General features: G+C 68.6%; 14 protein-coding genes, 1 tRNA gene and 1 other RNA gene. 8 read left to right on the top strand and 8 right to left on the bottom strand.

Going from position 1 to position 20644, the window contains the following annotated elements; all coding sequences use genetic code 11:
* Positions 1-147 precede the first annotated feature (147 nt).
* Together H7F38_RS07005 and H7F38_RS07000 are read right to left on the bottom strand one after the other, a co-directional pair.
* Positions 148-1203, bottom strand: a complete 1056-nt coding sequence (locus tag H7F38_RS07005; protein WP_222618510.1) for an ABC transporter permease — start codon at positions 1201-1203, stop codon at positions 148-150.
* A gap of 16 nt (positions 1204-1219) precedes the next feature.
* A complete protein-coding gene (locus H7F38_RS07000; RefSeq protein ID WP_222618509.1) occupies positions 1220-2707 on the bottom strand; it encodes an ABC transporter substrate-binding protein in 1488 nt (495 codons plus the stop codon).
* Between H7F38_RS07000 and H7F38_RS25505 the strand changes: the two genes are divergently transcribed.
* On the top strand, positions 2676-2903 hold the full coding sequence (locus H7F38_RS25505) for a hypothetical protein (RefSeq protein ID WP_222618508.1): 228 nt from the start codon (positions 2676-2678) through the stop codon (positions 2901-2903). The genes H7F38_RS07000 and H7F38_RS25505 overlap by 32 nt on opposite strands.
* A gap of 150 nt (positions 2904-3053) precedes the next feature.
* Here the strand turns inward: H7F38_RS25505 and H7F38_RS06995 are convergent, their stop codons facing one another.
* On the bottom strand, positions 3054-4115 hold the full coding sequence (locus H7F38_RS06995) for a LacI family DNA-binding transcriptional regulator (protein WP_187093445.1): 1062 nt from the start codon (positions 4113-4115) through the stop codon (positions 3054-3056).
* A gap of 198 nt (positions 4116-4313) precedes the next feature.
* Here H7F38_RS06995 and H7F38_RS06990 point away from each other — a divergent pair, with 198 nt between their 5' ends.
* On the top strand, positions 4314-5957 hold the full coding sequence (locus H7F38_RS06990) for a DUF885 family protein (protein ID WP_222618507.1): 1644 nt from the start codon (positions 4314-4316) through the stop codon (positions 5955-5957).
* A gap of 80 nt (positions 5958-6037) precedes the next feature.
* On the opposite strand, the gene H7F38_RS06985 is transcribed toward H7F38_RS06990, so the two are convergent.
* From H7F38_RS06985 to H7F38_RS06970, 4 genes are all read right to left on the bottom strand, one after another.
* Positions 6038-8476 carry a DNA polymerase III subunit gamma and tau gene (locus H7F38_RS06985; RefSeq protein WP_187093443.1) on the bottom strand — a complete coding sequence of 813 codons (2439 nt, stop codon included), beginning with the start codon at positions 8474-8476 and terminating at the stop codon, positions 6038-6040.
* 101 nt (positions 8477-8577) lie between these two features.
* Positions 8578-8670, bottom strand: an RNA gene (gene ffs, locus H7F38_RS06980) — signal recognition particle sRNA small type.
* Positions 8671-8722: 52 nt separating this feature from the next.
* Positions 8723-9562: a hypothetical protein gene (locus tag H7F38_RS06975; RefSeq protein WP_187093442.1), complete on the bottom strand. Its 840-nt coding sequence runs from the start codon at positions 9560-9562 to the stop codon at positions 8723-8725.
* Positions 9563-9792: 230 nt separating this feature from the next.
* A complete protein-coding gene (locus H7F38_RS06970) occupies positions 9793-11037 on the bottom strand; it encodes an ISL3 family transposase (RefSeq protein ID WP_187093441.1) in 1245 nt (414 codons plus the stop codon).
* Between the two features lie 665 nt (positions 11038-11702).
* On the opposite strand from H7F38_RS06970, the gene H7F38_RS06965 reads away from it, so the two are divergent.
* A tRNA-Ser gene (locus H7F38_RS06965) sits at positions 11703-11791 on the top strand.
* An 87-nt stretch (positions 11792-11878) separates the two neighbouring features.
* On the opposite strand, the gene H7F38_RS06960 is transcribed toward H7F38_RS06965, so the two are convergent.
* Complete coding sequence (locus H7F38_RS06960) at positions 11879-13513, bottom strand: ABC-F family ATP-binding cassette domain-containing protein (RefSeq protein ID WP_187093440.1); 1635 nt, start codon at positions 13511-13513, stop codon at positions 11879-11881.
* A gap of 397 nt (positions 13514-13910) precedes the next feature.
* Here H7F38_RS06960 and H7F38_RS06955 point away from each other — a divergent pair, with 397 nt between their 5' ends.
* Genes H7F38_RS06955 through atzF form a run of 5 tightly spaced genes read left to right on the top strand, consistent with a single transcriptional unit; the run spans position 13911 to position 20635 of the window.
* Positions 13911-15455, top strand: coding sequence for an amino acid permease (locus tag H7F38_RS06955; RefSeq protein WP_187093439.1), 1545 nt, complete (start codon positions 13911-13913; stop codon positions 15453-15455).
* Positions 15452-16162, top strand: a complete 711-nt coding sequence (locus tag H7F38_RS06950; RefSeq protein WP_187093438.1) for an urea amidolyase associated protein UAAP1 — start codon at positions 15452-15454, stop codon at positions 16160-16162. The genes H7F38_RS06955 and H7F38_RS06950 overlap by 4 nt, the downstream gene beginning before the upstream one ends.
* Positions 16159-16812 (top strand): urea amidolyase associated protein UAAP2, encoded by a 654-nt coding sequence (locus H7F38_RS06945; RefSeq protein WP_187093437.1) that lies wholly within the window; start codon positions 16159-16161, stop codon positions 16810-16812. Before H7F38_RS06950 ends, H7F38_RS06945 begins: the two co-directional genes overlap by 4 nt.
* Positions 16809-18887, top strand: a complete 2079-nt coding sequence (locus H7F38_RS06940) for a 5-oxoprolinase/urea amidolyase family protein (protein ID WP_222618506.1) — start codon at positions 16809-16811, stop codon at positions 18885-18887. The genes H7F38_RS06945 and H7F38_RS06940 overlap by 4 nt, the downstream gene beginning before the upstream one ends.
* Complete coding sequence (atzF, locus tag H7F38_RS06935; protein WP_222618505.1) at positions 18884-20635, top strand: allophanate hydrolase; 1752 nt, start codon at positions 18884-18886, stop codon at positions 20633-20635. The genes H7F38_RS06940 and atzF overlap by 4 nt, the downstream gene beginning before the upstream one ends.
* The last annotated feature ends 9 nt before the right edge of the window (positions 20636-20644 follow it).

The raw sequence follows: 20644 nt of genomic DNA, 5'->3' as shown, positions 1-20644 counted from the left end.
CGATGACCGCGAGTGGCTGACGCCACGGCGATGACGAACGTCGCTTCGCCGCCTGCAGTTCGGGCGGGAGTGCGGATGGCCGGTGGCTGCCGTCGACACCGACCTCGACGACGGCGAAGTCGACCCCGAAGGCCGGTTCGGGAGTGATCACGAGAGCCTGATCCTGGGGTCGATGACGCCGTACAGGACGTCGACCAGGAGATTCAGCGCGATGTAGACCACCGCCACCACGAGGGAGACCCCCAGGATCGCCGGAAGGTCGAGGTTGATCGCACTCAGGTAGGCATATTGGCCCAGACCCGGCCAGGAGAAGATGTTCTCGACGAGCACGGCACCGGACAGCAGGCTCCCGAAGGCCACCCCGGCGACGGTGATGATCGACACCAGCGCAGGACGCAGCACGTGCCGCATCACCACCACCCGTTCCGGCAGACCCTTGGCCCTGGCGGCCCTCACGTAGTCGTTGCCCAGGATCTCCAGCACAGAGGCTCTGGTGAAACGCAGCAGCAGACCGATCGTGTAGGTGGCCAGCACCAGCCCCGGGAGCACCAGGTGGTAGAGCGCCGATCCGAACAGGGCCCACTGTCCGTGCAGGAGAGCATCGATCGTGTACATCCCGGTGATGTGCGCGGGCGCCGTCTCGGTGGGATCCAGCCGACCGCCACCCGGCAGTATTCCCCACTTGAAGAACAGCAGGTAGAAGGCCATCAGGGCAATCCAGAAGGTCGGCATCGACACGCCGCCCAGACTGACGACGCGGAGCACCTGGTCGGGCCAGCGATCCCTGGTCACCGCCGCGAGAATGCCGAGGGTGACGCCGATCAGGAGCGAGAGCGCAATGGCGAAGATGGCCAGCTCGAATGTGGCCGGCACGTACTCCGCCAGATCGGTGCCGACGGGGCGGTGACTCTGCTGGGACAGCCCGAGATCACCGTGCAGCACATTCCAGATGTAGGTCAGGAATTGGATCGGCAGCGGCTTGTCCAGGCCGTACTTCTGCCGGAACGCCACCACGGCGGCCGGATCCTCCACGGCCCGCTGGCCGAGGTTGGCCGCAGCCGGATCGCCGGGGACCAACTGGGTCAGGACGAACGAGATCAGCGTGACGCCCAGTATCAGCAGGACGCCGATGCCCAGTCGTTTGAGGATGAACAACCACAGATCGCTGTGCCGGGAACGCTTTCGCGCTCCCGGCACACCCACTGGGGCCCGACGGTCGCTAACCGAGCTCACTGAGGTCGACCAGCCAGAGTGCGTTGGCCTTCACGTTCTTCACCGAGTTCGCCGCGACCAGGATCTGGGCGGGCTGGATCAGCGGCATGATCGGGCCGGCCTGGTTCATCATCTTCTGGATGTCGGTGTACTGGGTGACCCGGGTCGCGTCGTCGATGGTGGCGGCCGCCTTGGTGCCAAGGGCTTCCAGCGTCGGGGACTGTCCGGTGAGCCAGTTGGCCCGCTTGCCGACGACCTGGCCGGGCAGGAAGTTCAGGTAGTCGCTGGGATCCGGGTAGTCAGGACCCCACTCCCACAGTCCCATCTCCTCCTTGCCGCCCCGGTAGGTGTCCAGGGCGGTCTGCACCGAGGCCGGCGCGAGGTTGACGGTGATGCCGACCTCCTTGAGGTTGGCCTGTACGCGGGCCGCCAGATCGCCGAAGTTCAGTCCGTTGACCTGGATGTCGCTCGGGTAGGAGAGGGTCACCGTCGGATTGGACAGACCTGATTTGGCCAGGGCCGCCTTGGCCCTGGCCACGTCGCGCTTGACACCGGTACCGGCCGCGAGCGATCCCAGGAACATCGTCGGGATGATGCCGTTGGCCTGAACCGCTCCGGTGCCGGCGAGGTTCACCAGGCTGTCGTAGTCGACGCCGTATCGGACGGCTTCCTGGAAGGACGGGTTGCTGGTGACCTTGGAGATCTTGGCGCTGTTGTTGGTGAACAGGAAGAACACGTTGGGGGACGCCCCGTTGATCGTCTGCACCCCCGATCCCAATCCGTCGGCCTGGGCCGGCGAGAGGTCGACGGCGATCTGCGACTGCCCCTTCAGCACGTTCAGCTTCTGCACGTTCGCCTGCACGTTGCGGACGATGATCTTCTCGTACTTCGGCCTCGTGCCCCAGTACTTCGGGTTCGCCGTGAGGGTCACCTGCGTGGTGGTGCTGTAGGAGTCGAGCACGTACGGGCCGGCGCCCTGCGACTTGGTGTTCAGCGCCGTCTCCGCGGTGTCCGCCTTGTCGGCACCGACGGCGTCGGATCCGCCCTCGGCCTTGACGGCCTTCGAGTTGAGGATGCCGAGCGCCGAGTTCGGGACGATGAACGGGATGGCCGGGTTGGGCGTCGCGCTGGTGAGCACCACCGTGTAGGCGTCCGGAGCGGTGACCGTGATGCCCGCCATCAGAAACGACGGGTTGCCCTTGAGGTTGGCCACCCGGTTCAGCGAGAAGACGACATCGGCAGAGGTCACCGGGGTGCCGTCGGAGAAGACGGCATCCTTGCGGAGCTTGAAGGTGTACACCTTGCCGTCGGCGGACGCGGTGTAGGACGAGGCCAGATCCGGGACGGGCTTCTTGACGTCGTCGCCCGCGAAGGTCAACAGCGTGGAGTAGATCGCGTGGTCGATCAGCAGACCGGTGGGCTCGAACATCCGGCCCGGGTCAGCCGTCTTGAGCTGGAAAGCGGTGTCCACCACGATGGTTCCGCTGCTCGTCACGACGGCGCTGCTGCTGGACGAGCTCGCCCCTTGGCTTGCCCCCGCACCGGGCGCCGCCCCGGACGAGCTGCCGACGGCACTGGAGGACCCGGACGTGGCGGAGGTCGCGGCGGTACTGCTGCTGCTGCAGGCCGCGACGCCGAGCACCAAGGATGCGGCGACACAACCGGCCGTCCATCTGCGTATGCGCATCTGATCCCTTTCACCCACCGGCTACGGATCACCCATAGTCCACGGTGCTTCTCAGCGCTGCTCGCTGCTGGAATGCAAACGATTGCAGACACAGTCGCACCGAGGTCATTGTCCTGTCAACGGCAGGTGTTACAAATGAGAAAACATTTGCCGGTCAGGGCCCAGGTGACCTCGGCGGTACGGAGCCAACCGAGCCGCGTTCGACCAGGTGGGTCGGGATCCGGTGGACCGCAGGCCTGGTCGTGACGGCACGGAGGCCCGTCACGCGCTCCATCAGCAGCCGCGCCACCAGTTCAGCCATCTGAGCAGGCTGGTTGTCGACCACGGTGACGGCCGGCGACCACCACTGCATGATCGGCGCATCCTCGTAGCAGATCACGCTCATCTGGCCGGGGATGTCGATGGAGAGTTCCCGCAGCGCGGGCAGTACCCCGTAGGCCGACTCGTGGTTGGCCACCAGTAGCGCAGTGGGACGCCGGCTCCTGGGCAGAGCCAGGAAGGTCTTCACCGCATCCAACCCGGTCTGGGCGGTGAACGGGCCGGCCACCACGAGTTCCTCGGCGACGGCTCGGCCCGCCGACACCAGCGCCCGCCGATAGCCATCCAGACGCTCCCGGCCGGAGGTGACCGTTGCGGGGCCGCAGACGATCCCGACCCGTCGATGTCCGTGCGCCAGCAGCAGGTCGACCGCCAGCCGGGCGCCGGCGCTCTCGTCACCGAGAACGCAGTCACCGACCAGCTTCCCGGGACGCCGCCCGAGATGCACGACCGGTATCCCCCGGCTGCGGATCTCGGCGAACGCCTTGCTGTCCGACCCGACCACCACCACACCGGAGGCGTTGAGTTCCATCAGGGTGTGCAGCGCCGCGCGCTCCTGCATCGGGTCGCCACCGGTGATCGAGAGCACCAGATGATGCCCCGCCTCCGCGAGCCGCTGCTGCACGATCTCGGCGATCACCCGGAAACTGTTGTTGACCAGGTTGGTGATGACGAGGCCGACCAGTTGGGAACGTGCGGTGCGCAGTGCCCTGGCGCTGGCGTTGGGGCGATATCCCACCGCGGCCGCCACCTGCTCGACCCGGATCCGGGTTGCTGCACTGACCAGGCTGGAGCCGGCCAGCGATCGGGAGGCCGTGCTGATCGAGACGCCGCTGCGCCGCGCCACCTCACGCAGATCGTTCGCCACGGCGCGCTCCCCCTGCTGGTTCGACTGCATCGGTTGATTGCGGCCGGGTCGGACGACATCGCCGGCGGATGGGGACCTCTCCACCGGTGGGATGTATTGCGATGCGGTGGCCCCCCGGCACATGCGAATGGTTCATCGTATTGCGACCGCCGCAGAATGCACCACGCCGTGCCGTCCGCTACCTTCTCACAGGTGCCGGGCATCACGGCTTCAGAATGGGAGACCGGCGTGGACACATCACCCCGAACCGCGATCGAAGAGCTGGGATCCCGGATCTGGGAATGGCGGATCCGGACCCAGCCACGCACCAGGGACGACATCCCCCGAGTCGAACGACCGACCGGATGGCTGCCGGACTTCGCCGAGGCCACGGTGCAGCGGGTCCGCGCGGAGCGTGATCGGTTCACCGCCGAGCTCGACGCGATCGACCCGGGGGACGTGGTGGCCGACCGCGTCGACCATCGACTCCTGGCCTCGCTGTTGGCCAGGGTCACCTGGGAACTGGAGGTGTTGCGCACCTGGCAGTGTCAGCCTCGGTTCTACATCGACCAGGCCCTCGGGACCGTCTTCGACACCTTGCTGCGGCCGGGGGTCGACCGTGCTCGGGTGCGGGAGGTGGTGCGGCTGCTGCGGGCGGTACCGGGCATCCTGGCGCACGGAAGTCAGAACCTGGCCGGCCGGGCGGTGGCCGAGTCCACCGGCTTGGCCATCGAGGAGTTGCAGGACATCGAGACCCGGTGCGCGGCCCTGGCCCTTGCCCTTGTCGCGATCTGCCCTGAACTGCAGGACGAGATCGACCGATCCACGTCTCTCGCCGCGCGCGCGTTGGCGGAGTTCCGCGACTGGCTGGTCGCTGCTCTTCCTGGAATGCCCGCCTGGCAGCCCGTCGGAGTGGACCGGTACCAATGGTTCCTGCGCGAAGTGGCCGCGTTGCCCTTCACCGCGGAACGACTGCTGGCCATCGGGTCGGGCGAACTGGACCGGGCCATCGTGCTCGAACATCTGGAACGCAACCGCAATCGGGTGGCCCACCGACCGGCGCCGACCCTGCCCGCAGACGCCGAGGCCCAGGTCGGCCTCGAGGCGGGGATGGAGGCCGGGGTGCGGGCGTTCTACGTCGACCATTCCCTGCTGTCCCAGCCGGCCTCGCTCGGTCACTACCTGGTCGCTGCCATGCCGGCCCATCTGGAGCCACTGCGGTTCCTCGGCGTCAGCGACGATCTGACCTCACCCACCAGATTGAGCGAGAACGCCGTCTCCTACCTGCCGCCGCCGGGTCCCGGCCTGCCGTACTTCTACGCGGCGAATGCGATCGACCCGAGGGCCGGCATCGTCCACGAGGGTGCCCACTACCAACAGCTCGCCCTGTCGTGGCGGCACGAGCGGCCATTGCGCCGCCATTTCTACGATTCCGCGGCGAACGAGGGCATCGCCTTCTACAACGAGGAGATGATGCTGGCCGCCGGGCTTTTCGACGATGCCCCGGAGACACGGGCGATCATCTACAACTTCATGCGACTGCGCGCTCTCCGGGTGAAGGTCGACGTCGGGCTGGCCACCGGCGTCCTGACCATCGCCGCCGCAGCGACCTACCTTGCCACCGAGGTTCCGATGGACGAGCCGACGGCGGCCCAGGAGGCCGCCGATTTCGCCGAGGGACCGGGACAGGCGATCTCCTACCAGATCGGCAAGACGCAGATCCTGTCGTTGATCGCCGACGCCGTCCGTCTCGGCGGCCGCGACACCCCCCTGCAACCGCTGCACGACTATCTCTGGCTCAACGGCAATGTGCCGATCGCGTTGTGCCGTTGGGAGCTCCTGGGTCTGGATGACGAGCTGGAGGCGATCGGTGTGGGGCGGCCTGTGGGCTGACGATTCCCCGGTCGCCGGTCGCCGGTCGCCGCAGCCCGCATCGGCTCCGCGAGGCCAGTCCCCTCGGGCCTGCAGGTCCGTCAGGCCTGGGGATCCAGGCGCTTGGCGCCGAGCTGAGCGGTCAACAGCTCGATGGCCATCTCCTCCGCGTCGCGCACCGCGGCTCGCGGAGCGGACGGATCGACGTCATCCCCGTAGTCGTCGGGGATCTCCTCCTCGTCGGGCGGTGGGATCAGGTCCGAGACGGGACCCCGCGGCTGACCGCCACGGGTCCCACCCGGGCCACCGGAAGGTCCGCCCTGAGCGCCGCGCGCAGGGCCCGATGACGATCCACCCTGTCCGTCGGCAGCGTCGCAACGGATGACCCAGTCGACTCCGAGCACCTCCTTCAGCGCGGCGCGCAACAGGTCCGCGTTCGCCGGTTCCACCACGCGGCGCGCCATGCCGGCGGCCGGCATCGTCAGATGCAGGGCCCCGCCGCTGACCGAGGCGACGGTGGCGGAGGCCAGGAGGATCTGCGTGGTGCGTCGGTGGCGCTGCACGGCCGCCAACACCTCGTTCCAGACACGCCGTACGTCCGTGACGTCCACCCCGGCCGACGTCGGGGACGGCGCGCTCGGAGGTCCGGCGGCCACCGGTGCCGCAGCCGGCGCGCCGGGGGCACGGTGCGGCTCGGTCGACCCGGCCCGTTCCTGACGTGCCTGATCAGGCCGTTCGGTTCTCCCCGGCGCAGGCTGGTCCCACCGGGCATCCGGAGGTGGGCGCTGCCCCGCTGGACGTTGCTCCGTGGTGTGCGGCTCCATGGGGCGCTGCTCCGACGGACGCCTCTCCGGCGACTGCGGCGCGGCGACGGGCCGGGAGGACGAGAGCCGCGGCGGTAGGGGTAGTCCGAGGTCGGGGCCGGCCGGGGAGGCTGCACCGGCGGCGGGACGCTCGACTGCGGGACGCTCGACGGCGGGACGGTCGGCCGTCGGACGCTCGACGGCGGGACGGTCGGCCGTCGGACGCTCGACGGCGGGACGGTCGGCCGTCGGACGCTCGACGGCGGGACGGGACGGCCCGGTCGGCGCCGACGGCGCATCCGGTCCGGTGGCGACCTGGGAGGGACGACGGAACCGGGCGCCGGCAGCGGGAGGGGGCTCGGCTGTCGCAGCCGCGGGCACCGGGGCAGACAGCGGGCCCGGCGCCACCAGCGCCGGGATCTCCGGCAGCACGGTCCGGGGCGCGGTATCGAGCGCGGCGGCCGCCACCGCCTGCGGGGTAGGCGCGGCCACCGGCGCCGGCGCATGTGCGGGGGGCGGCGGTGGTGACGACACGCGGGCCTGCTGGCCGGTCCCGGGTCCCGGATCCTCCCCGGCGATCGACATCCGCCGTTCCATGCGCTCGAGCCGCTGCAGGAGCGCGCCGTCGGCGAGCGAGGCTGCCGGAAGCAGCATGCGCGCACACATCAACTCCAGCACCAACCGCGGCGAGGTGGTGCCGCGCATCTCCACCAAGCCTGTGTGCAACACCTCTGCAAACCTGGAAACTGTTGCTGTGCCGAGCCTTTCGGCCTGAATCGACATGAGCGCCAATTGGTCCTCCGGCGCGTCGATGAGCCCCTTGCCGGCCGCATCGGGTACTGCGCAGAGGATGACCAGATCCCGCATCCGCTGGAGGAGATCCGCCGCGAACCGACGCGGATCGTGGCCCGCCTCGACGACCTTGTCCACCACGCCGAAGACGGAAGAACCGTCGCCGGCGGCCAGCGCATCGGCCATCTCGTCCAGCAGGGCCGCATCGGTGACACCGAGCAGGGCCACCGCATGGCGGTAGGTGACGCCCTCGTCACCCGCGCCGGCCAGCAATTGATCCAGGACCGACAGCGAGTCGCGGGCCGACCCACCACCGGACTGGATCACCAGGGGGAAGACGGCCGGTTCGACCCTCACCTGCTCCTCGGCGCACAGACGCTCCAGCAGGGACCGAAGGGTGGCCGGCGGGATCAGCCGGAAGGGGTAGTGATGGGTGCGCGACCGGATGGTCGTCAGCACCTTGTCCGGTTCGGTCGTCGCGAAGATGAACACGAGGTGCTCGGGTGGCTCCTCGACGATCTTCAGCAGCGCGTTGAAACCCTGTGGCGTGACCATGTGGGCCTCGTCGATGATGAACACCCGATAGCGCGACTCGGCCGGCATGTAGAAGGCCCGATCACGCAGCTCGCGGGTGTCGTCGACGCCGCCATGGCTCGCCGCGTCGAGTTCGACGACGTCGAGGGAGCCCGGGCCCTCGGGGGCCAGCGCGATGCAGGACGGGCAGACCCCGCACGGGTCGGGCGTCGGACCCTGCACGCAGTTCAGCGAGCGGGCCAGGATCCGCGCGGACGACGTCTTCCCGCAGCCCCGCGGACCGGAGAAGAGGTACGCGTGGTTGATCCGACCGGCGGCCAGCGCGATGCGGAGCGGTTCGGTGACGTGCTCCTGCCCGACCACCTCGGCGAAGGTCGCCGGACGGTATTTTCGATACAGAGCCAATGCCACGGCCCGAGAGTACGTGGTGGCACCGACAGTCCCGTCAGAGCTGCCGCTCGGGCTCCCGGTGGTGTGGGAGCGGTAGGCAGGACCAGGCTGTGGGGCCGGACATGAGGGGACCCCCGCACCCGTCAGAGCTCACGGACCCTTGCTGCCTTCCGGCCCTGGGGGGGTTGATGAGATGGACGCCGCGGGGGTCCGGGCTGAGTCTAACTGCTCTGATCCGCAGTCGCCGACCGCGCGCATCTCCGCAGCTCAGCTCAGCTGAAATCGTCCTGTGAGCTTGGTACCGGCACGGCGCGGCTGTTGCTCGGCCTCCCTGATCCTGGCCCAGACCGAGGTACTGGCCTCGCCATCGCGCAGACGCTGGAGTGCCGTGCGACCGGACAGTCGCGCAGGTAGTTCGTCAGGAGCGATGTCAGCGGCCCGACACCGGTCGGCCAGTTCGGCCTCGGAGGGACGGAGCCCCACCGCGAGCCAACGGGCCTTCTCGGACCTGCTGATCCCCCGGCCCTCCCACAGAGCATCGAAATCCGGTTCCGGTTCGGTGACGGGCGGGACGGGCGGGACGCGATTGGCCACCGACCGCGGCGGTTGCGGTACCGCATGCATCGCCGGGTGGGACGGCCGCGGGGCCCTGCCCGCCGGAACGGTGAACGGATTCGAGAACGCACCGGTCGACCTGGCCACCGTCACCGGCCCGGCAGGGGCGACGGGCGGCAGGAACAGCGAGTGGCCGGCCCCCGCTGCGACTCCGGGCACGGGCACCGTCGGCAGCACCGGCACGGCGGGTGCTGTCACTGCCGGCGCTGTCACGGCCGAAGCCGTCACGGTCGGCGCCATCACGATCGCCGACCCTGGAGTGGGGGTCGATCTTTCGACCTCCACCGAGGATCCCGCCGGGTGCGAGCCCTCCGTGGGTTCGCCGGCGCGCACGACCGATGGACCCGATGGCGCCTTCGGCAGTCGGAACCTGCCTCGCACCCGCGCGGCAGCAGAGACCCCGATCACCGTCGAGGATCCGCGGACCTTCTGGCCGAGGTCCACCAGAATCGTGAGAACCTGCTGGGTGCTGACATTCAGTTCCGAAGCCAACTCATGCACCCTGATTTGCGTCAAACCCGGCCTCCACATCAACGGCTCGGTACCACGCCCGATGCCTGTATCGACATCATGATGCCTCAAGATCGCTCCCGACTGCATGTCGGGACACGCCGGAGATTTACCCCGTAACCCCGTCGAGAACTCGGCATGGCACATGAGTAGTGCTTTGATTCCGGAGAGTGACTCATTTTTTGGGGTCTCCTGACGTTTTCGTGGGCCAGTTAGCGGCCTGGTAGCGGCGGGCATAACCCGCCTCTGGTAAGCATCGCCATGGCTATCAACGCTTCTGGGCTGTGAAAGCCGTAGGACCGGCGGGTCAAGGCCCGTAGGTGAGTGTTGGTGGCCTCGGACTGAGCGTTGCTCATCTGGTGGATCAGGGTGTTCCAGATCAGCTGCTGGAACCGCTTCAACGTTGCGGCCAGGGCGATGAACCCGGGCAGTTGGGAGCGGCTGGCCCAGGCGATCCACCCGGCCAACAGTTCCCGGCCGCCCTGGCCCTTGACCTGGAACACGGCCCGCAGTTGCTCCTTCAGCAGATACGCCCGATACAAATTTCGGTTGGTCTTCGCGATCGAGGCGACCGACCCGCGTTGCTCCGGGGACAGGTCCGCCGGGTTTTTCAGCAATGCCCAGCGGCTGCCCTTCACCGACGACGCCTGCGCGGAGCTACTGTTGCCCCGCAGCATGTTCCACGTTTGACGACGCACATTGTCCAACTGCCGGGTGGCCCACCCCACAACATGAAAAGGATCCAACCCCAACACCGCCTGCGGGGCCCGGACCGTCACTGTGTCGTGGATCCACTGCGCCCCGTCGGCCGAGACGTGCGTCAACGCCGCCGCCCGTTCTGGGCCGAGTTGGTCGAAGAACCGACCCAGGGTGTCGCTGTTGCGGCCCGGTGCGGCCCACACCAATCTGCCGGAGTCTTGATCGACCACGCACGTCAGATACCGCTGGCCTTTGCGGTGGGAGATTTCATCGATGCCGATCCGCTGCAGCCCCGCGAGCACGTCCCGGCCGGCCAAACCGTCGGCGACGACGTGCTCGATGATTGCGCTCACGTGCCGCCACGACGTCCGCATCAACTGCGCCACCACCGACGAAGCGGTGTGCGCCGCCAACCACGCGCACTGGTCTTCAAACGCTCGGGTTGCCCGCGCGCCGGGTCGGGCCCACGGCACCGCCGCGACGACCACCCCGTGCGTCCGGCAGTTCACCCGCGGAGCCGCAGCCTGCAGGAATACCATCGTCGACCCCCAGTCCAGCGACCGCCACCGCCGGGTTCCGCCGCCCTGGTCATAGCCCGGCCGTCTACGCCGGCATCGACTGCACCTGCTCCGGGCGCCCTTCGTCGCACGCACCGAAACGACCAGCACCTGCCGGTCGTCGGCCTCCTCCCACGCCACATCGCACACCTGCAGTTGCTCGACACCGAGCAGCTTTCGCCATATCGTTACACCGCGCACACCGTGCTCCTGGATAGTGACTGTTTCTAGATAATCCAGAAGCTATACCGGGCACGGTGTGTCGCCCACAACCAGGGGTCAAGACGCCCACGAGAACGTCACAAGAGCCTCATTTTGTCGGCTCTGTTCACCCGATGTCGCAAATTCATGAGAAGCATTGCCCTCTTTGTTCCCCCGGTTGCACACCGGAACCCCCTGCAGGCCTAGTCATCCGGGCCGGGGTGCACCCCGGTTCACTTCGAGCGGCGCACTTCTACCGATCCGCAATGGCGAAGCTTCGCCGTTCCCCGGACGCAAGTCGGGGCGCGAAGTCCACCCCGCAGGGGCACCGGTCTCGGGCGCCTGGTTGCAGAGGTTGGATCGGCGGATTGCAGAGATTTTCCCAATTTTCCGCGTCCGGCGGCCCGTGTTCACCGCCTCCAATCGCATTGACATTCGAATCGGGACCAATGAAAGGCCCCAAAGGTGAACCCCGGTACACGACGGCCGGGTCCTGATCCGCCGCGGCGACCGACGGATATCCGGACGCCACCCCGCACCCGGATCCGGCCATCCCTGCCCCGCTGGGACGGACACCCGGGGGCCGACGGCGCCGTCGAGCACACGTACCGCCCTTCGGGCCTCCTTGGTCGGCACGGCCCCTGACTCCCGGTATAGTTCGCAGCGGAGGATTCGCCTAGTGGCCTATGGCGCACGCTTGGAATGCGTGTTGGGTTAACCGCCCTCAGGGGTTCAAATCCCCTATCCTCCGCCACCGGATCGATCACCGACCCCGTGTCGCCGTCAGGCGCACGGGGTCTTGTGCTGTCCGGCTCGACGATTGACACCGCGTCAGGCGCGGTCAGACCTCGGTGACCACACCGCGCTCGACCTGCCAACGGCGATCGAGGCTGACCACGTCGAGCATCCGGCGGTCGTGCGTCACGAGCAGCAGCGTGCCGGTGTACTCCTGCAGTGCCTGCTCCAGTTGCTCGATCGCCGCGAGGTCGAGATGGTTGGTCGGTTCGTCGAGCACCAGCAGGTTGACGCCTCGCGCCTGCAGCAGCGCGAGGGCCGCTCTGGTCCGCTCGCCCGGCGACAGCGAGATAGCCGGTCGCAGCACGTGTTCGGCCTTCAGCCCGAACTTGGCGAGCAGGGTCCGGACCTCGGATTCCGGCCAGTCCGGGACGAGGTCGCCGAAGGTGCGCAGCAGACCGCCCGGTCCGAGCAGGAGACTGCGGGCCTGATCCACCTCACCGAGCAACACGCCGGAGCCGAGACCCGCTGCGCCCTCGGTCACTTCGATCCGGCCGAGCAGGACGCCGAGGAGAGTCGACTTCCCGCTCCCGTTGGGACCGGTGACACCGATCCGATCCCCGACGTTCACCTGCAGCGACACCGGACCGAGGGTGAACTCCCCACGCCGGGCCACCGCCTCTCGGGCGACCGCCACCACCGTGCCCGAACGTGGGGCCGCCTGGATCGAGTACTGCAGCTCCCATTCCTTCCGGGGCTCGGCCACTTCGGGCAAGCGCTCGATCATCCGGTCGGTCTGCCGGGCCTTAGCCGCCTGCTTCTCGGTCTGCTCCACGCGGAAATTGCGGCCGATCTTGTCGTTGTCCTTCTTCTTCGTCGCCTTGCGCAGGCCGGCATCGAGCCAGGCACGCTGCATCCGGCCACGCTCCTGCAGGCCGGACCTGCGATCGGCGTATTCCTCGAAGGCTTCGCGGGCATGACGGCGACCCACCTCTCGCTCGGCCAGGTAGGAGTCGTAGCCACCCTCGTAGACCCCGACGCTCTGCTGGGCCAGATCGAGTTCCACCACCATCGTCACGCAGCGGGCCAGGAACTCCCGATCGTGCGAGACCACCACCATGCCCACCCGCTGTCCGGTGACGAAGCGTTCGAGCCGGTCGAGGCCGTCCAGATCCAGGTCGTTCGTAGGTTCGTCGAGCAGGAGTACGTCGAATCTGGACAGCAGCAGGGCGGCCAGGCCCACCCTGGCCGCCTGGCCGCCGGAGAGCCCCGTCATCGGCATCGCGGTATCGACGACCAGACCGAGGTCCGCCAGCACCGCGTCGGTGCGCTCGTCCAGATCTGCGCCGCCGAGCGACAACCAACGCTCCAGCGCCGCGGCATAGACGTCATCAGCGCCATCCCTACCCTCGGCGAGCGCCACAGTTGCTTGCTCCATGGCCTTCTCGGCGAGCGCCACCCCGGTCCGCCTGGCCAGGTGCTGCCCGACCGACTCGCCGTCCGGTCGCTCGACCTCCTGCGGCAGGTAGCCGACCGTGGCGTCCGGCGGGCTGACCGAGATGCGACCTGACTCCGGTGGGTCGATACCCGCCAGCATCCGCAGGAGGGTGGATTTCCCGGCCCCGTTGACGCCGACCAACCCGACCACGTCACCCGGTGAGACCACCAGATCGAGCCCGGCGAACAGCATCTTGTCGCCGTGCGCGGCGGTCAGGTCGCGGGCCAGCAGGGTTGCACTCACAGGAGCCCATGATGCCAGGGCGGGACGGCTCCCCCTGCACCCCGGCGGATCGCATCGGGCCCGCTCGTCCGGGGTGTGGACGCGCCGGGTGAGAGCACCGCATGTTTCCGCATCGTTTCTCGTTTCCGCTGTTCGGTCACCGAGACGAAACCGGCGGTGACCACTGCCGAAACACGTCATGAGTTCACTTCACATTGACCCGCTGCAGATCGGCGGGGCGCGTCTAGGGTTCCGCCGATCGTCGGTCTCCAGGGTCTGGAACCGCCGTCGGGCCGCGACCGAGAGATGCAGGCAGTCCGTCGTCCGGGACTGCTCCACGGCGGGATAAAAGCCCGGGAGGCCAAACAGGCCCCCGCCGGCGTCGTCGTGGGCTTCTCGTCATCCCAGGAGTCGCGACATGACCGCCGTTGCTGAGAACACCGACACCCGTGCGTCCTCCGATCTCGGTGAGTTCGGGTACCACCAACAACTCCACCGATCGATCGGCACCTACGCCTCCTTCGCGGCCGGGTTCTCGTTCGTCTCCATCCTCACCACCATCTTCCAGTTGTTCGGTTTCGGATACTCCTTCGCCGGACCGGTGTTCTTCTGGACCTGGCCGGCCGTCTTCCTCGGTCAGTTGATGGTCGCCCTCTGCTTCGCCGAACTCGCTGCGCGGTACCCGATCTCGGGTGCGATCTACCAGTGGTCGCGTCGGCTCGGCGGCCACATCGTCGGATGGTTCGCCGGCTGGACGATGATCCTGGCCCAGATCGTCACGGTGGCAGCGGCAGCCATCGCCATGCAGGCGGTGCTGCCGGCCATCTGGTCCGGGTTCCAGATGGTCGGCGGTGACCCGAATCCCACCACGAAGACGGGCGCCGAGAACGCGATCATCCTCGGCGTCATCGTGCTGACCGTCACCACGTTCATCAATTCTGTCGCCGTCCGGGTGATGGCCAGGATCAACGCCATCGGCGTCACCGCCGAGCTCATCGGTGTCGTGCTCCTGTGCATCGCGCTGTTCTCGAAGGCCAAGCGAGGTCCCGGGATCGTGCTCAACACGCAGGGTCTGTCCGGTGGGCTGTTCGGCTCGCTGCTGGTCGCCTCGTTGATGGCCGCCTACGTGATGGTCGGCTTCGACTCGGCCGGCGAGTTGTCCGAGGAAACCCACAATCCGCGGAAGACCGCTCCCCGCAGCATCCTTCGGGCCCTGACGATCTCGGCCGCCGGCGGCACCCTGCTGCTGATCGGCGCGCTGATGGCCGCCCCGGAGGCCAACGACCCGAACATCTCCAGCCAGGGCCTGGCCTACGTCATCACCAGTCGGCTGGGCGACACCCTGGGCCGCGTCTTCCTGGCGGACGTCGTCTTCGCCGCGTTCGTCTGCACACTGGCCATCCAGACGGCCACCACCCGGATGATCTTCTCCATGTCGCGCGACGAGGTCCTGCCGTTCTCCAAGCAGCTGGGCCGTGTCTCCAAGAGCGGAGCCATCGCGGTGGCCTCGGTCGTCGTGGGCCTGCTCTCCGTCGGCCTGCTGCTGGTCAACCTCGGCCAGGCGGGTGTCTTCACCGCCCTGACCAGCACCTGCATCGTCCTGCTGTACCTGGCCTACCTGTTGGTGACGGTGCCGATGCTCGTCCGGCGCATCAACGGCTCGTGGGGCGCCATGCCGGCGCAGACCGACGACACCGGCAAGTCGATCTTCACCCTCGGCCGGTTCGGGTTCGTCGTGAACATCCTCGCGGTGCTGTTCGGGCTCGCGATGATGATCAACCTGGCCTGGCCGCGGCCGGAGGTCTACGGGACGAGCCCCGTGCTGCAGTACTTCGCCCTCCTCTTCCTGGGGATCGTCGTCGTCGGCGGATTCCTGGTGTTCACCGGGAAGAAGCGCGCCTACCGTGCGGCGATCGGGCACGAGATGCCGCTGGCCGACGTGACTTCGCCGGCCACTTCATGAGCGCCCCGCTCCATACGCACGACATCCCCGGCGGGGCAGCCTGGTCGGTCGGGCTGCGAGCCGGCCGCGCACTGACGTTGACCACCACCGGTGACGGTGCCAACGTGTCCACCCTGGTGTTCGCCGCCGACCGACTGGACCGGATGAATCTGCCCGACACCCTGAAGGCCCAGATGACGGCCCGGATCCTGCCTCCTGTGGTACTGATGAGCGACCGCGGTCAAGCCCTGGCCTCGGTCGTCGACTCGTCGGTGGACTGGCACGACGCCCTCTGTGGATTCACCGGCCCTCGAGACCTGGAACGGTTCTCCCCCACCGACTACCAGCACGACCGCAACTCCTGGCAGCGGAGTGCACGGGACCTGTTCCTGGTGGAACTCGCCAAATACGGAATGGGCGAGGCGGACCTGCACGGCACCGTCAACTTCTTCTCCAGGGTCACCTCGACCGATGACACGAGGTGCTCGTTGACGTTCCGGCCGTCCTCGTCGGTCACCGGGGACCACGTGACGCTCCGGGCCGAGCAGGACCTGTTGATCCTGCTCGCGACGACACCGCACCCCCTCGACCCGGCCACCGTGTACGCACCAGCCGGGGTCAGGGCCGATGTCGCCGCAGTCGATCCGTGGGATGCCATGGATCCGTCCGTGCTGTTCCGCCCCGAGAGTGCCCGCGCCCTGGAGCAGACCCGAAAGGTGTTCCTATGACCGGCGTCCTGACGTCGCTGACCGAGAGCTCCCTGCTGCCCGAGCAGGCCGTGCTGGACATGGTGGTCGGCGCTGGGGACGGTTTCCTGGGGACCGTTCCGGCCGGCGGTCGGTTCCGGATCGTCGACCTCGACGGCAATCAGGCCACCGACACCCTGCTCTACGACGCGGGCGACATCGACAACCGCTACAGCGCCTTCGATACCATTCGCGAGCAGGCCGGCGTCTACCTGACCACCGGTTCGAGATTGCTCTCTGGCCGCGGGGATCTGCTGGCCAGCATCGTCGCCGACACCTGCGGCCGGCACGACACGGTCGGCGGCGCCTGCGCCCAGGAGTCGAATGTGATCCGCTACGGCGAGCACACCCGCCACCAGCACGCCTGCCGCCAGACCTTCCTCAAGTACGGCGCAGCGGCGGGGATCGGGCAGCGACAACTCGGGCACAACATCAACTTCTTCATGAACGTCCCGGTCACCCCGGAGGGTGGGCTGACCTTTGCCGACGGCCTTTCGGCACCCGGTAAGTACGTCGAGATCCTCGCCGACCGGGACATCCTGGTGCTGATCTCGAACTGTCCGCAGCTCAACAACCCCTGCAACGGTTGGAATCCCACGCCGGTGCAACTCCTGGGCTGGTGGGACAAGTGACGGTCGCCCTGTCCGATCCGGTCCGGTCCGATGCCTCCGGCGATGCCGTGATCGAGGTGGTCAAGCCAGGAATCCAGACCACGGTCCAGGACCAGGCCGGCCGGTCGGGCCGATGGGACGTCGGCGTGCCCCCATCCGGAGCTTTTGACGACTTCTCCTTCGCCCTGGCGAATCTCGCGGTCGGGAACTCGCGCGGGGGGGCCGGCCTGGAATGCGTCATGGTCGGTCCGGTGCTGAGGTTCACGGCGAGCAGCGTGATCTGCGTCGCCGGCGCCGCGTCGAACGCCGTCCTGGACGGGACGAGGCTCACCCCGGGGGTCCCGACCGCGGTGACGGCCGGCGGGGTCCTGGACCTGGGCAAGCTGGCCGGTCCGGGGATGCGCGGGTACCTGGCGGTCTCCGGGGGCATCGACGTCGACCCGGTGCTGGGTAGCCGTTCGACGTTCGTCCTCGGCAAGTTCGGGGGTCTGTCCGGCCGGGCGTTGCAGGCCGGGGATCGGCTGCCGCTCGGGGGGTCCGGGGGCTCCGGGTGCGATGTCTCCAGCGCCCTGCCGGAGCTGATGTCGGCCTGGAACCTGCGGGTCATGGTGGGGCCGCACGGCGCTCCGGTGCACCTGACGTCGGACGGTGCCGAGGCGCTGTTCGCGGCGGGGTGGACGGTCGACCACCGGTCGGACCGAACCGGGATACGCCTGACGGGCCCGACTCCGCGGTGGGCCCGGACCGACGGCGGCGAGGCCGGCCTGCACCCGTCGAACGTCCACGACTCCGCGTACCCGGTCGGCGGGATCATGCTCTCCGGGGACACACCGGTCATCGTCGGTCCGGATGGCCCCAGCCTCGGCGGTTTCGTGGTGCCGTGCGTCGTGATCGGCGCCGACCGCTGGATTCTCGGCCAGCTGCGCCCCGGTGACGCCGTCCGGCTGGTCCCGGTGTCGCTGGACGAGGCGCAGACCGCTTCGGCCGCCCGCCGCGCCACCCTGGCAGCATGGATCAACTTCGCCGGCATGGATCAAGATGGCCGAAATGGGACTGAAGGGACAGGAGTCGACGAGTTCGTCCATGCCTGGGAAGTTGATCCACGCGAAACCCGGGAGCCGCTCGGACTTCCGGCCCCCATCGTGGCGCTGCCACCCAGCGGGCACCACCCCGACTTCACCGTCCGACTCGCCGGTGACCGGCACGTCCTGGTCGAGGCGGGCAACGTCGAGTTCGACCTGACGGTACGGATGTGGGTGCACCTGCTCGCCGATGCTCTGCGTGCCAACCGGCCGGGCGGGGTCACCGAGATCGTCGAGGGCGTCAGGTCCCTGCTGGTCGCGGTCGACGACACCCTGCTGCGCCCCACCCATCTCGCCGGCCTGCTGGCCGAGCTGGCCGGGCAGGTGGCCGACCCCACCTCGGTCGTGCTCGACGTCCGTGAGGTGACCCTGCCCATCGCCTTCGATCACCCACAGGCGCACGAGGCGATGCGGAGATACCAGAAGTCGGTCAATCCGACGGCGCCCTGGTGTCCGGACAACGTCGAGTTCATCCGGCGCATGAACGACCTCGCCGAGCGCAGCGACGTGTTCGACATCGTCGCCACAGCAGACTATCTGGTGGTCGGTCTGGGTGACGTCTACCTTGGCGCGCCGGTGGCGGTGCCGATCGATCCACGACACCGACTGGTCACCACGAAGTACAACCCGGCCCGGACCTGGACGCCGCAGAACGCGGTCGGCATCGGCGGGATCTACCTGTGCGTCTACGGCATGGAGGGGCCGGGTGGCTACCAATTGGTCGGGCGCACCGTGCCGGTCTGGCGACTGCTGCCCGACGAGCCGGGGCGGGACCCGCAGCCCTGGCTGCTCCGACAATTCGACCGCCTGCGGTTCGCGCCGGTCAGCACTGCGGAACTGGAAGATACCCGGGCCGACATCCTCGCCGGCAGAGCTGATCTGGTGGCCCGGCCGGCGCAGTTCTCGCTGGCCGAGGTGGCCGATATCGAAGTGACTCATGCGGCGGAGATCGCGGCACTGCGGGCGGGCCGACGGGTCGCCTTCGCGGCCGAGCGGGCACGGTGGAACGGATGAGCAGCACCCTCGACTTCCTGGGGTCCGCCATCGCCATGGATATACCTGCGGTGCAACGGGTCCGAGCGGCCTACCAGCGGATCGCCACGGCCGATCGCCCGGAGGTATGGATCACCCTGCGGACGCCGGAGTCCGTGCTGGCGGACGCGGAGACGATCGACCTCCGAGTCGCCCGCGGCGAACTCCTTCCGCTGGCAGGCATCCTCGTCGCGGTCAAGGACAACATCGACGTCGCCGGAATTCCGACCACCGCGGCCTGCCCGGAGTTCGCCTTCACCCCCGAGAGGACGGCGACGGCGGTCCAGCGTCTGATCGACGCCGGCGCCATCGTGTTGGGCAAGACGAACATGGACCAGTTCGCCACCGGTCTGGTCGGCGTCCGTTCACCATACGGGGCGGTGCGGTGTGCGTGGGATCCCGAAAGGGTCTCGGGTGGATCGAGTTCCGGTTCCTCGGTGGCCGTCGCGCTGGGTATCGCCGACATCGGCATCGGCACCGACACCGCCGGTTCTGGCCGGGTGCCGGCGGCGTTCCACGGGCTGATCGGCCTGAAGGCGACCCTCGGACTGGTACCGAACACCGGCGTGGTCCCGGCCTGCGCCGACTACGACTGCGTGACGGTCCTCGCGCAGGAACTGCCGCTGGCCCGTCGGGCGATGACGGTCATGACCGGGCCGGATGCCGCCGACCCGCGGAGCCGCACCTGGCCCTCGGACGTACCGTTGGCCGCGCCCTCGCGACCGCGGATCGCCGTCCCACGCGAGGCCGACCTGGAGCCCCTCGAGCCGACCTATCGCGCCGCTTTCGCCTGCGCCGTCGCCGATCTCGAAGAGATTGGTTGCGTGGTGGACCGGGTGGACATCTCCGGCATGCTGCAGGCGGCCCTCCTGCTGTACGACGGGGCCATCGTCGCCGAGCGCTATGCGGCCGTCGGCCGGTTCATGGCGACCCGGCCGCCCGGCGCCGACCCGACGGTCTCGTCGATCATCCTGAGTGCCGGCGAGGTGGCCGGCCCCGCGGTCATCGACGACCTGGACACGTTGCGCAGGGCCAAGTCGGCCGCCGGCCGCACCCTGGCCGGCTATGACGGATTGCTGCTGCCGACCACGACCGAGCACCCGAGGATCGCAGCGGTGCAGGCCGACCCGATCTCGATCAACCGAAGACTGGGTACCTACACCAACTTCTGCAACCTGCTGGACATGGCGGCGGTCGCCTTCCCGTCCGCCCCGGCCCAGGGAGCGCCGTTCGGCGTGATGATGGTGGTCCCGGCCTTCCACGACCAGGTCGCGCTGGATCTCGCCGCGCGGCTCCTCGGCGTGCCGTCGGGGGATCCACTGCCCGACAACGGGATCGAGCTGACGGTCTTCGGAGCGCACCTGCGCGATCAGCCGTTGAACGGACAACTGGAGGCGTTGGGCGCCCGATTCGTGGCGCCGGTACGGACCAGCGACGCCTACCGCCTCGTCGCACTGGACACCACTCCCCCGAAACCGGGCCTGGTGCGGGTGGACCCGGGCCGGGGCGCCCCGATCAGCGGCGAGAAATGGCTCTTGTCACCGGCCGGTCTCGGCGCCCTGCTCGCCCGGCTGCCCGCCCCGATGAGCCTGACCAGCGTGGAACTGGCCGACGGCACCTGGGTGGTCGGCTTCGGCTGCTCGCAGGAAGCAGCGCTGCGCAGCAGCGACATCACCGGGTTCGGCGGCTGGGCGGCGTATCTCGAGACGGCCGTTGCGGCGTCGGGGTAGTGGCCGACC

The sequence above is a fragment of the Nakamurella sp. PAMC28650 genome (genome assembly GCF_014303395.1).
In the GTDB taxonomy this organism is placed as follows: domain Bacteria; phylum Actinomycetota; class Actinomycetes; order Mycobacteriales; family Nakamurellaceae; genus Nakamurella.
This window is presented reverse-complemented; position numbering and strand designations above follow the sequence as displayed.